Annotated in this window: 9 protein-coding genes; 3 read left to right on the top strand and 6 right to left on the bottom strand. The window is 61.4% G+C overall.

Annotation, left to right across the window (positions count from 1 at the left end):
- Positions 1-30 precede the first annotated feature (30 nt).
- The 3 genes from ASD01_RS07315 to ASD01_RS07325 all read right to left on the bottom strand — a co-directional run bounded on the left by ASD01_RS07315 (position 31) and on the right by ASD01_RS07325 (position 6,038).
- Positions 31-2,241 carry a polysaccharide biosynthesis protein gene (locus ASD01_RS07315; protein WP_060529407.1) on the bottom strand — a complete coding sequence of 737 codons (2,211 nt, stop codon included), beginning with the start codon at positions 2,239-2,241 and terminating at the stop codon, positions 31-33.
- A gap of 696 nt (positions 2,242-2,937) precedes the next feature.
- Positions 2,938-4,218 (bottom strand): HlyD family type I secretion periplasmic adaptor subunit, encoded by a 1,281-nt coding sequence (locus ASD01_RS07320; protein WP_244495206.1) that lies wholly within the window; start codon positions 4,216-4,218, stop codon positions 2,938-2,940.
- A 38-nt stretch (positions 4,219-4,256) separates the two neighbouring features.
- Positions 4,257-6,038 carry a type I secretion system permease/ATPase gene (locus ASD01_RS07325; RefSeq protein ID WP_060643778.1) on the bottom strand — a complete coding sequence of 594 codons (1,782 nt, stop codon included), beginning with the start codon at positions 6,036-6,038 and terminating at the stop codon, positions 4,257-4,259.
- 251 nt (positions 6,039-6,289) lie between these two features.
- Here ASD01_RS07325 and ASD01_RS07330 point away from each other — a divergent pair, with 251 nt between their 5' ends.
- On the top strand, positions 6,290-7,483 hold the full coding sequence (locus ASD01_RS07330) for a calcium-binding protein (RefSeq protein ID WP_060643779.1): 1,194 nt from the start codon (positions 6,290-6,292) through the stop codon (positions 7,481-7,483).
- A gap of 90 nt (positions 7,484-7,573) precedes the next feature.
- Here the strand turns inward: ASD01_RS07330 and ASD01_RS07335 are convergent, their stop codons facing one another.
- The 3 genes from ASD01_RS07335 to ASD01_RS07345 all read right to left on the bottom strand — a co-directional run bounded on the left by ASD01_RS07335 (position 7,574) and on the right by ASD01_RS07345 (position 10,242).
- Positions 7,574-8,272 (bottom strand): HAD family hydrolase, encoded by a 699-nt coding sequence (locus ASD01_RS07335; protein WP_060529410.1) that lies wholly within the window; start codon positions 8,270-8,272, stop codon positions 7,574-7,576.
- Between the two features lie 4 nt (positions 8,273-8,276).
- Positions 8,277-9,248: an ATP-grasp domain-containing protein gene (locus ASD01_RS07340; RefSeq protein ID WP_060643780.1), complete on the bottom strand. Its 972-nt coding sequence runs from the start codon at positions 9,246-9,248 to the stop codon at positions 8,277-8,279.
- An 88-nt stretch (positions 9,249-9,336) separates the two neighbouring features.
- A complete protein-coding gene (locus ASD01_RS07345; RefSeq protein WP_060643781.1) occupies positions 9,337-10,242 on the bottom strand; it encodes a methionyl-tRNA formyltransferase in 906 nt (301 codons plus the stop codon).
- Between the two features lie 423 nt (positions 10,243-10,665).
- Between ASD01_RS07345 and ASD01_RS07350 the strand changes: the two genes are divergently transcribed.
- Together ASD01_RS07350 and ASD01_RS07355 are read left to right on the top strand one after the other, a co-directional pair.
- Positions 10,666-11,751, top strand: a complete 1,086-nt coding sequence (locus ASD01_RS07350) for a glycosyltransferase (protein ID WP_060529413.1) — start codon at positions 10,666-10,668, stop codon at positions 11,749-11,751.
- A 130-nt stretch (positions 11,752-11,881) separates the two neighbouring features.
- Positions 11,882-12,541: a response regulator transcription factor gene (locus tag ASD01_RS07355; protein ID WP_060529414.1), complete on the top strand. Its 660-nt coding sequence runs from the start codon at positions 11,882-11,884 to the stop codon at positions 12,539-12,541.
- The last annotated feature ends 60 nt before the right edge of the window (positions 12,542-12,601 follow it).

The following is a 12,601-nucleotide window of genomic DNA, read 5'->3' on the forward strand; positions in this document are numbered from 1 at the left end:
TCCATACGAGCGTTAGAAAGATCGCACTGGTCACATCGGCATCGGCGTCGAAGGCGGCCCCCGCCTAAGGTTCGACAGCGCTGCTTGCAGGACATCGTCGGTGGGATGCGCGGCATCGGCGTCAGCGGCCCCATCCTCCCCGTCGTCCGACGAGGCAGCAGCCGCGCCTTCAGCCGGGTGTTTGTCGAAGCCCGGAATGAGGCTGTTCATGATCGCAAAGACCATCGCCTGATCACCGAGTTCGGCAAATAGCTTCAAGCGCGCGAACATCTCCTTGAGCGTCGCCAGGGGCACGGCATTCGGGATCGCGCCGAGCACACCTGGAATAGGTGAACTTATGCGTTGCTCGCCACTGTCGAACAACTCCTCATAGAGCTTTTCGCCGGGCCTGAGACCGATGATATCGATATCGATGTCCTTGCCCGGCGTCAGGCCGGCAAGCCGGATCATCCGCTTGGCGATGTCGATGATCTTGATCGGCTCATTCATGTCCAGAACGAAAATCTCGCCCTTGCCGATTTCGCCTTCCAGACCATAGGCCGAAGCCTGCAGTGTCAGTTCGACGGCTTCGCGAATGGTCATGAAGAAGCGCGTCATGCGCGGATCGGTAACAGTGAGCGGGCCACCCTTGGCGATCTGCCGCTTAAACAACGGGATCAGCGAGCCGCTCGATCCGAGCACGTTGCCGAAGCGAACAGTCATGAAGCGCGGGCCGGAACCCTTCTTCAGGCAATGAAGGTCGAGCGCCTGGCAATAGAGTTCGGCCAGCCGTTTGGTCCCGCCCATCACGCTGGTCGGATTGACGACCTTGTCGGTCGACACCTGCACCATCGCCTGCACCTTGAAGCGGCGGGCGGCGTTCGCGACGTTCATCGTGCCGATCACATTGGTCAGTACACCCTCGCAAGGGTTAAGCTCCACCATCGGCACATGCTTGAGCGCGGCGGCATGGAAGACCAACTCCGGCCGGTACTTGGCAAAGACGTCGTTGACGCGATTGGCCCGGCGTACGTTGCAAAGGTTTGCGGTCCGCTTGACGGCCGGATAGCGCTCGCCGAGTTCCATGTCGATCGCATAGAGATTGTATTCGCAGTTCTCGACCAGGATGAGTTCGGCCGGTTCACGCGCCGCCACCTGCAAGGTGAGTTCGCTGCCGATCGAACCACCGGCGCCGGTGATCAGGACGCGCCGACCGCGGACGAGGCGAAGAATTGCCTCGTTGTCGAGGGCTGCCTGCGGGCGCTCCAGAAGATCCGTCAGCTCGATCGAGCGTAGTTCGAAACGGCTTTCCTGCTTGGCGCTCTTGAGTTCCGTGATCTGCGTCAGGCGCGATACGGTCATGCCACGCGCTTCGGCGCGCCGCATCACATCCTCAGCGGCTTCGCCGAACGCCGAAAGCGATTCGGTAAAGACGACATGGCGCGGCAGCTGTCCATTTTCTGCGAGCGCGCAGACCACAGTTTCGAAATCGCTGAGCGCGCCAAGGATCGGAATGCCGCGCAAGGTCATGTCCGTATGCTCCGGCGTCACTTCCAAGCAGCCGACCGGCTTATGGCTGCAATGTGGATCGCGGCGGAGCGCTCTCAGATAGAGATCTGCCGCATGGCCGCTGCCGACGAGCAAGGTCGGGATGCGGTCGGCATTGTCCTCGGCGATCGGCTGCCGCCGCGTTGGGCGCAGCGCCAGTTCGTCGAGCCGGAAGCTCAGTCGCGAAGCCGAAAGGAATGCGGTCAAGAGCAGCGCCTCGAGCGGCACAACGCTTCGCGGCATATCCTGGAGCCGGTTCGCAAAGAACGACATCAACACCAGCGCCGCCGAACTGATCAAGACGGCCTGAAGGATTGAGCGCAGGTCCGAGACGGAGCAGTAGCGCCAGTCGCGAGCGTACAATCCCGCAATCGGAAAAGCGAGCGCACAGGCCAGAAGATATTGCGGTCCGGTCGTTAGCAGCGCCCAGATAAGCTCCGGTCGCGTCGACATGGCGTCGAAGCCATAGCGCAGAAAAAAGGCGGCCACGAGCGCCAGGGCTGCAGACGCGATGTCCATCGCATAGAGCACGCGCGATCGACGAACCTGCTTGACCGACGATACGGCGGTTCTTGCCGCCAAGCGCAGAAGCGCACGTCCGACGGCGGCAAACCAGGCGAGTATGGTGAGGAACCTTGCCCAGTATCTCGCCACAGACGGCGGAGACGGAGCGACGGCTTGCGTTGGCTGGGCAGCGGCCTCGTTGCGATGCATGCGACACCCTTCGATCGATAGAACGCCATTCAATCGCCGCGCCGATAACGGACGGACGAGTGATGCGCCTTGAGACGTCATGTCTCGTTGAATGTGTTTGGAATAAACTTCTGATACCGATCAGATCATACAAATTTACCTGAAATCTATTTTATCTATGCACTGATACAAGTTTTGGTCTTCGCAATAAAATACGCCAACTTCGCCGAAACTCTCGCACACCAAGAACCGCGTGTAAATTATCTTTTCGTTTTATTGGAAGAAATTTACCTAATTATATTAGAACTCAATAGTATCACTGCAAACTAATCCGTAATACTTTAGGATTAACTAGCGACCATTCCACCACACGGATGACAGAACGCGCCGTTCAAAACAAAGAACTAAAACATAAAAACTGAACGCAAATCCGATATTTTTACATTAAACGGTCGTTATTTTTCGCATGTAAAATAACCGATAGAACAACCGAAATAATAACCGAAGATATACATCAGATAAATCTTAGCGCGGCTGGAAACGGCGCTTCAATACCCTCCCGCGCGCTGGAACGCTCTCGGTTAAGGATCGAGGGACGCCGACAAGTGCTCCTTAACCACCGGAAACGGACCCGCCAACCAGGCCCCGGAGCGCGTCCCTGGAACATCGGAGTATACCTCGGCCAGTGCAATCCTGCGCTGGAAGGGCCTTGTGGGATCATTCCCCCGCAAAGGCGCGTCGATAGGAGTCAGAAATCGGCCGGATCAGATACTCAAGGAAGGTGCGGTCGCCGAGTTCGATAAAGGCGTCTATCGGCATCCCCGGATGCAGCTGCTCCATGCGCACGCCGGGCGGCAGCGGCGTATCCAGGCGCAACACGGCCCTGTAATAGGGCTCGCGCGTCGCCGGATCGGTCAGGCGGTCGGCCGAGACATGGGCAACCGTCGCAGAGACCTCCGGCGCCAAGCTGGTGTTGAGCGCCGAGAGGCGGACCCTCGCCGGCTGACCGATATGGACGACGTCGATGTCCTGCGGATGAATACGCGCGTCGACGACCAGGTCCCCTGTCGGCAGGATCTCCATGATCTTCTCGCCGGGACCGACGACACTGCCGACGGCATTGTAGACCGAGGCGACGACAACGCCGTCCACCGGCGCTTTGACGACGGTGCGCTCGAGCACACGGCGCGCGGCCTCGACTTGTTCTTCGATGTCGGCAAGCCCGGCCTTCACCTCGTTCATCGCGGTCACCGCCTGCTCGACGCGCTGGGTCTTCAGCCGTTCGATCTGCTCACGCGCTTCTGCGACCTGCGTGCGGCTCGACGAGGCTTCCGCCTGCAGCATGCCGACCTGGCCGAGCAGGTCCGCTTCGACGCGAAGAAGCTGCGTGTACTCCGTGCGGTTCGTCAGCCCCTTTTCCAGGAGATTGAACTTTCGCTCGGCTTCACCGCGCACGATCTGCGTCTGCTTCTCGACCGCCGCCTTCTGCGCGCCCAAGCCATCGAGCGCATCGTTGAGGCTTTCGACCCGTTGCTGCAGAATAACGGTCTCGGAGGTGAAGCGGGCAAGCCGGGTCTGGAACTCCTTTACCTGCTCTTCCGTAAGGTCACGGCTTGCGGAGGACATCGTGGCCGGCGCGTTGCCGATCGCGATCGTCAGGTCCCGCCGGCCGTCCCGTTCGGCGGCAAGGCGCGCCTCCCGCGCTTTTAGCGCCACCCATTGCTTGGCAAGGCGGTTGAGCTGCGTGCGGGCGACGGTGTCGTCGAGGACCACGAGCGTCTGCCCCCTTGCGACCGCATCGCCCTCGCGAACCGCGATTTCGCTGACGATCCCGCCTTCCAGATGCTGCACGAGAACATTACGGCCCGTGGCCGTGATCGTGCCGGAAGCGACCGCAGCACCGGAGAGCGGCGCCGTTGCCGACCAATAGCCGAAACCGGCAAGGATGAGAACAAGCGTCCCATAGCCGAGCCGGGCGACCAGCCCGGTATCGGTCACGATTGTCTCCCGCCAGGAGCGCCGAGTACCCGCCGCCGTCATGGGCGATCCCCGGTTCTGCCAGGCAGGAAGGCGGAAATGTTTGTCGGCGGAGGGTTCGCCTGTCGCTTGACAGCCGCGGCCTTCGCGGCCCGGTCAGCCCTTTCGGACTGCGCCCGACGCGCCACCTCGTCTGTCGGGCCGAAGTCGTCGATCCGCCCATTCTTCATCACCAGGATGCGGTCGCAGGTGGTTGCGATCGAAATGCGGTGCGTGACGATCACGACGGTGACGCCGCGCGCTTTCGCGTCTCGCAGCGCCCGTCCGAGTGCCGCTTCCCCTTCGCCGTCGAGGTTGGCGTTCGGCTCGTCGAGAACAAGGAGCCGCGGGGAGCCGTAGAAGGCGCGCGCAAGCCCGATGCGCTGCCGCTCGCCGCCGGAGAGATTGTTGGAACCCGGCCCAATCGGGGTCTGATAGCCCTTCGTCTGCGACAGGATGAGATCATTGGCATGAGCCGCACGCGCGGCCGCAACCACCGCCTCGTCGGCTGCATCCGGCTCGAAGCGGGAGATGTTGGCAGCGATCGTGCCCGGCAGCAGCTGCACGTCCTGTGCGAGATAGCCGATCAGACTGCCGAGCTGCGTCGCGTCCCAGGTTCTCAGATCCGCACCGTCGATGGTGATCGAGCCCGCCGTCGGGATAACGGCGCCGGTCAGAAGCCGCGCGAGCGTCGATTTGCCCGCCCGGCTCGGTCCGACCACAGCAACGCTCTCACCAGCAGCGATCGTGAAATTCAGCCGTTTCAGGATCGGCTCAGGGTCGGCTCCGGCGTCGGGCGAAACATAGAGCAAATCACGCACGGCGATATCGCCGGCGGGGTTCGGCAGCAGAAGCTTGCGGCTATCGACACTGCCGGCCTCGATCACCTTTTCGAACCGCGACCAGGCGCTGCGCGCATCCATTGCCTGCTTCCAGATCCCGACCAGCTGATCGAGCGGCTGCAGCGCGCGGCCCGATAGGATCGACGACGCGAAAATCATGCCGGCAGTCATCTGCCCCTTTAAGACAAGGGTCGCGCCAACAGCGAGGATCGCCATCTGCAGGATCATTCTGATCGATCGCGATATGCCGCCGAAGATGGCGTTGACGACGAGGCTTCCGTCCGCTGCCGCGGTCGCGGCAGCAAACTGTCGGCCCCAAACCTCGCTGACATTGTTCGTCATGCCCATCGCACGCACGGTCTCGGCATTGCGGCTGAACATCTGCGCCGTCAGATTGGCGCTGGTTATACGCTCCTGTGCGAACTGCGACGCCTTCTTGTTCATGTACTGATTGAGGAAAACCAAGAGCAAGATCACGATCCCGCCGATCGTCGTCATCAAGAAGAGCAGCGGATGAAGGAGATAAAGGAGTGCGGCGAACACCGGCGAGAACGGCAGATCAAAGAGGACCGGCGTGCCGCGTGAAGCGACAAAGCCTCTGATGGTCGCAAGATCGCGCAAGGGCTGGATGTCACCTGGCTCCCGCCCCGTTGCCGTGACCACGTTCGCAAAGGCGGTCGCCCCGAGCTCGCTGTCGAGTTTGGCCGCCATGCGCACCGCATAGATCGTCCGAATCACATCGAGCAGGCCGAGGAATGCGAAGGCAAGGAACGCGATAATCGTGAGATAGACGAGCGTTTCGATGCTCGAAGAGGGCAAAACCCGATCATAAACCTGGATCAGGAACAGCGGCGAGGTCAGGGCCAACACGTTGACGACCGTCGAGAACAAGCCGAGATCAATGACGCTGCGCAGGAACGCAGAGCGTAAACTGCCGCTTGTGATTCTTTTGTCTACCATGCTGCAACGACGCCGTTTCTAGGAATTTAAGTGGGGCCGTATCGATGGAAATGTTCCGCGATGTCAACATGCCGGGGGTTGAGTAGGTACTATACATCTGTTGTAGGGGTTGCTTATAGATGCTATTTTAAGCCCCCACCATTTAACGCGACAGATCACAGTTTTCACACGCTGAGGTCGCTTGCTGTCTTTGCGCAGCGGTCGGTAAAAGCAACGGCGCGTATTCTGCCCCACTAATAAAGGATGGAAACATGATCGTTAAGGGAAGACCCGTAGCTGACACGCTTTATGGCACGAACGTAGCTGACACAATTTATGGATATGGCGGCGACGATAGCCTTTGGGGCTATGCCGGAGACGACTATCTCGACGGTGGCGACGGCAACGACCGGATGTATGGAGGCGACGGCAACGACTTCTTCAAGGCCGGTCCAGGCGACGATTATGCTGAAGGCGGCGTCGGCAACGACTCCTTCGATGGCGGCCTTGGCAACGACCGCTTCGTGGGTGGCCTGGGCAACGACATCTTCGACGGTGAAGATGGCGACGACATCCTCGACGGCGGAGATGGCCATGATCACATGCTCGGCGGTGGCGGAAATGACACATTCTATGGCGGCGCCGGCGAGGAATACATCGACGGCGGGTACGGGAACGATATCATTCATGCCGGTGACGGCAACGATGGCTTCGTCAATCGCGTCGATCCCGCAACCGGCAAGGTGACCACACAGGCCGTCAGCGGTGGCGCCGGCAACGACTACATCTATGGCGAAGGCGGCAACGATGCGCTGAAGGGCCAGTCGGGGAACGACCACGTCTATGGCGGCATCGGCGATGACCGGGTCGACGGCGGCGACGGCGACAACTATCTCGACGGCGGCGACGGCAACGACATTCTCGATTCCGAGAACGGCCGGGACGAGGCGCATGGCGGGAGCGGTGCCGACAAGATCGCTGTCGGCGCGGGTGACGACCTCGTCTACGGCGACGGCGGAAACGACAGCATCAGCGGCGAAGACGGCTCCGATGTTCTCAACGGCGGCGACGGCGACGATTTCTTCTATGCCGGCCTCGGCAACGATACCGTCCGCGGTGACGCAGGCAAGGACACGCTCATCGGCGAGTCCGGCTCTGACACGCTTTGGGGCGGTGCTGATGCCGACCGCTTCGTCTTCAAAGGCGCCGGCGCGATCGATGGTGGTCGTGACGCCATCATGGACTATCAGGATGGCCTCGATCGGATCGTGCTCGAGAAGCTCGGCATCACCCGCTACGCCAACACCGGTGGCCCCGGCACGGTCTATGCGTATGACGACCCGAGCGGCGACGTGATCCTGAAGGCGCACGATTCGGCCGGCCACGCCTTCCAAATCGTCGTCGACGATCCGTACGGTACCCTGTCTGCGGCCAACTTCAGCGCGGCGGACTTCACCTTCGCGTAAAATACCGGCGGCCGCGAGTTTGAATACGCGCTCCGCGGCCGCCACTCCCACCCGTTCCCGCCCATGTTGGCAGTCCTTCTCGCGACAAGCTCACCGAGAGACCGCTTCACCAGCGGCGAGTGATCGCAATGCGTCGTCCAGTTCGTCGAGATCGCTGATCCGCCTGTCGGCTTGGTGCGCCTCGTGCGGCGCCGCTATGCGGTGAACCCGCTCTTCGCGCGCCACCATCACAGTTTTCCACCCGCGCCGGCGCGGCGTGACGAAATCTTTCACCGGATTGTCGGCGACGTAGACGAGATTGTCGGGTGTGAGCTCCGCCCAGGCCTCGATCGCCTCATAGGCGCGTGCATGCGGCTTCCAGAATTCTCTCCCCCAAAGATCAGTGAAGATTACTCGGTCCACCAGGGCTTCGAGCCCCAGCGCTTTGACCTTAGCCTGTTGCGTGGCCGCTGGCCCGTCTGTGATGATCGCCCTTCGGCCGGCGCGCGCACGCTCCAGATAGCGGCGAGCATCGTCGGCGAGGGCTATTTCCGGCCGGTGTCCGCGATAGACGCCGACCAACTGGGTTACCAACACCTCGTTAACGGCAATGCCCATCGCTGCCAGAGCTGTATCGAAAACGCGTCCACTTTGCCCGCTCGCAGCAGCTGCCTCGCAAAACCCGGCAAAGCCTTCCGCGCCGATATGGTTCGCCAGCCAAGCATCGGCGGCCTTGAAGCCGCTCAAGGCAAAATCCCGCTCCAGATAAAGCGTGTCGTCGAGATCGAAGACAAGCACCTGCTCGCCCATCCGCCTATCCCCTGAAGACCGCCGCGTCGTATCGCAGCATCAGCACACCTTCTCGCCAATCGTCGTGCGCCGTTCTCGGTAGGCCCGCCACTTCCTCCAGCAGCCATTGGGCAAAGGTCGCGCCGGCATGATCCAGAAGCGGATAGCCTCCGCCGAAGCGGGCGTTGATTTCGATCACCCGCGGGCCGCTGAGCCGATCGTCGATGACCTGGAAACAGAACGCGCCGCGCAAGTCCGGCAACGCTCGTAAAATACCCTCAGCCATAGCCCGATGCGGCGAATGGCGCTCGGTGACGCCCTTTTCAACCTCGCCCGCCCTTACACGCAAGCGCCGATGCGAAATGACCGACTGCAATGTGCCGCCGTCATCGACGAACGCATTGACCGTATGCTCCGGACCGTCGAGATATTGCTGCAGGATCATCGGCTCTGCGGTCGTTTCAGGCAGATCGGCCATTGAGCGCACCATGCTGATCGAGCGGCTTGCGCTCCCTGCATTGGGCTTGAGGAACAGCGGCCAGTCCCAGCGGGAGAGCTCGCCGCGAACCTCCTCCAGCATGCCGGTTCGCGGGACCGGCACCCCGGCCGCGTCGAGCACGCGCATGGTTTCGAGCTTGTCGCGCACAACGTCGATGACCGGCGGAGTGCTCACATGCACGCGGCAATCGAAGCGGTCGAAATCCCCCGCCGCTGCCGCAAGCGGCACCAGTTCGGGATCGATCGTTGGTACGAGCAGGCGCACATCATGCGCCCGCGCGATCTCCGCCAGGCGGCCCGTGAACTCCGGGTGATTGTAGGCCGGTACCGCGAAAGCCCGGTCTGCAACGGCACAGGCCGCGCTCAGGTCAGGATCAAGGTCGCACGCCAGAATCTGGATATCGATATCAAGCGCGCGCGCTGCCCGGCGAAAACACTCGATCAGGCCAACACGTCTTCCTGCGGAAGAAAAGAGGATCTTGAACGATCGGTACGCCATACACGCCTTCTCCTTGACTGTTAGGCCGACGGGCAAAAGCAATCGCCGTGGCCCCGCCTGACTGAACCCTTTGCCAATGCCCGCGCGACTACGCGCCCAACTTGCTGTGCACCGGGGGGCGCCGGCCGTCGGCCGTGCGCCACGCGGTTACCTCGATGCACTCAAGGTCTCCACACATCACGGTAAAACCATTCGCCGTATGGGTCTGAACTTGCGCGGCAAGGCCGATGTAGCGGAAGGACTCCGCGAAGACCCGCGCCGCATCGATATGGATGACCTTTCCGTCCTGGCGCGAAAAAGCGCCGGGATAGGGCTCGCCGACCGCCCTGATCAGTCGCAGCACCTCCACCGCTGGGCGCTGCCAATTGATCAGGCCGTCCTCCGCGACACGCTTTGCACAATAGTTCGCCAGGCTGTGGTCCTGCTCGACCCGCGGCGCCTTGCCGGCTGCGGCCAATTCAACGGCCTCCGGCACCATCTCCGCCAGATTGCACACATGCTTGCCGTAGAGACTACGCGCCGTCTCATCCGGCGCGACGGAAAAAAGGCGCTGCAGGATGATGGGGCCGGAATCCGTGCCCTCGTCTATCCAGAAGAGCGACGAACCCGTCGTCTTTTCATCAAGCAGGATGGTCCAGGGGATAACACCCCTGCCTCTCAGACGTGGCAGCGCCGACGGGTGAAACCCGATCACGCCCAGGCGCGGGATGGCACGAAAGGCCTGACGGCAGATCTGCGACCAGCCGAGGACCAGGATGAGGTCCGGGGCGCTCGCGCGGATGGCTGCAAGCGTCTCTTCGGCGTTCACGTTTGTCGTATGGCAGACCGCGCTGGCTGCCGCGCGCGCCGGCGTCGTCAAGTCCGCGAAATCGGAATGGCGATCCGCAGCCTCCGGCGGCAACGTAACCACCAGGGACGGCAGCATCCCCTTCGCCAGCAGGGCATTGAGCGCGATCAGGGATCCTTCGACGGCACCAACCAGAGCAAAACGCATTTTGGTTCTCAAATGCACAATGTGTCAGAGCGTAATATACAACTCGGATCACAACCAAGGGAAGAAATAACCCATCCGGGCGATATTAATGTATTTCAAGTATGATATGACGGGATGCTATTTCAGAGCCGGGCTATACTGCAAGAGAATAATTGCATGACAGTGTCTGCCGTTGTATCTTGAAACCACTGCTTTTCTGGGGTGCGCCCTGGAAGGCCAATTTAGAGTACGAACCTATTTCAGAATAATCGCGTCCGACGTGTCTAATCGAGGCAATAGGAAGTTGATTTCTTGGCGTGCACTGCGACGCCCAGGAATTTAATGCTTGTGACCAGCGCCGGGACGCACACCAGTGTGCCCTGTCGTCAGGCTCAGGGAATGCGGAGGAAGGCCCAAGCGGCGGCGCAACTTCGGATCCACGGTATGATATTGCATTTGATCACCAATTTCAGCGCAAGCGCCGGAGCTGAGACGATGCTCGCGCGCCTGCTCAAGGCGTCATCTGACGAACGCGTCATGGTCGTATCGCTGCTCGATGTCTCGGCGCGAAACCGTGACCTTGCGGACAATCCGCGCGTCGAGTATGTGGCGCTCGGCGCGCACTCGCTCCCGGCCATTTTGCAGGGCACGATGCGGCTTGCCAGCATCATCCGCCAGGAAAAGCCGAGTGTCATGCTCTGCTGGATGTACCACGCCATGGTGGTCGGCACGGTGGCTGCTAAACTTGCGCGTCGCGCAACGCCGGTCATCTGGAATGTGCGCCAGTCGCTGGATGATGTCGCCTCGCTGTCGCGAAGCTCGTATATGGCGATCGCCGCTGCCCGGGCGCTCTCCGGCTCGGCCTCCGGCATTATCTACAATTCGTCGCGCGCCTGCGAAATGCACCGCGCCTATGGCTACCGCAACCTGAATTCGGTCGTCATCCCGAATGGCTTTGAAATTCCGGCGGTTTCGGCAGGCCATGAAGCATCGCCCCGACGGATCGGAATCGTCGCGCGTTTCCACCCGCAGAAGGACCACGCCACGTTCTTTCGCGCCGCCGCTTCGGTGTTGCGCACCCATCCCGACACGCGCTTTCTTGCCGCCGGACGGGGGTTGGCCTGGGACAATCCCGAAGTCGTGCGGCTGATTGCCGACGCCGGATTGCCAAGCGAGGCCATCGACCTTAGGGGCGAAGTCGCGGACATGGAGGATTTCTACCGAAGTATCGACATCCTCGCTCTGTCCTCCAGAACCGAAGGCTTTCCAAACGTCGTTGCCGAGGCGATGAGCTACGCAAAAATGGTGGTGGCAACGGACGTCGGAGACGCAGCGGAGGTTGCCGGCAATGCCGGGATCGTCGTGCCCGCCCGTAATCCCGAGGCCTTTGCCGACGCCATGCGCAAGGTGCTCGACCTATCGCCGGAGGAATATGCCCGCTACGCGCATCTTGCCCGAGATCGTATCGAAAGCGAATACACGCTGCACCACATCGAACGGCGCTACTCCAACTACCTGAGGAACTTCTAGCAGCCACCGCACGGCTAAAGCTGCGGAACGAGAATTCGGAGAAGGGGGACCGACACGTGAACCAGAACAAAAAGAGGACTCGACCTACGCGAATGCCGGCGGACTTGGCGCCGACAGTCAGGCGGGCATCATGACGACGCCAATACGCGCAGTCATCATCGACGACCATCCGCTCGTCATCGTCGGCGCCCGCACGACGATTGAGACGACCAACGATATTGTCTGCGTCGGCTCGGCCGGAACGGGTGCGGATGCTCTGGCACTGATCAAGGAGACCGGGCCGGAGGTTTCGGTCATCGATATTGCCCTTCCCGACATGAGCGGCCTTACGCTCGCGGAGCAAATCCTCCAGCAGCAGCTTTCGGCCTATGTGGTGGTGATGACGATTTACCCGGAGCGCTCCTACGCGCAGCAGGCGCTTCAGATCGGCGTGAAGGGCTTCATCCAGAAGTGCTCTGGGCCCGAGCACCTGCTGCTTGCAGTTCGCTCCGTGACGCATGGTGGGCTCTATCTCGATCCGCCAACTGCCCAGGAACTGACCCGCTTGGCACCAAATCCAGGGTCGCGCGCGATGAAGACAGCCGGTGTGCCGGGGCTGACCCGTCGCGAGCAGGACGTTCTACGCCTCGTCGCCCTTGGGTACTCCAACAAGGAAATTGGCGCGCGCGCCAATGTCAGCGTCAAATCGATCGAAACATACAAGGCCCGCGCGACGGAGAAGCTGCAACTCCACACGCGGGCGCAGATTGTCCATTTCGCCTTGACCCACGGCTGGATGAGCGCCGTCTAGGCCGTGGGCGGGTCGGGCGCAGGCGGGACGTCCGCCTGCCTCAATCGAGACAGGAGCCGC

It is taken from the genome of Ensifer sp. Root423 (genome assembly GCF_001426275.1).
GTDB lineage: Bacteria > Pseudomonadota > Alphaproteobacteria > Rhizobiales > Rhizobiaceae > Ensifer > Ensifer adhaerens.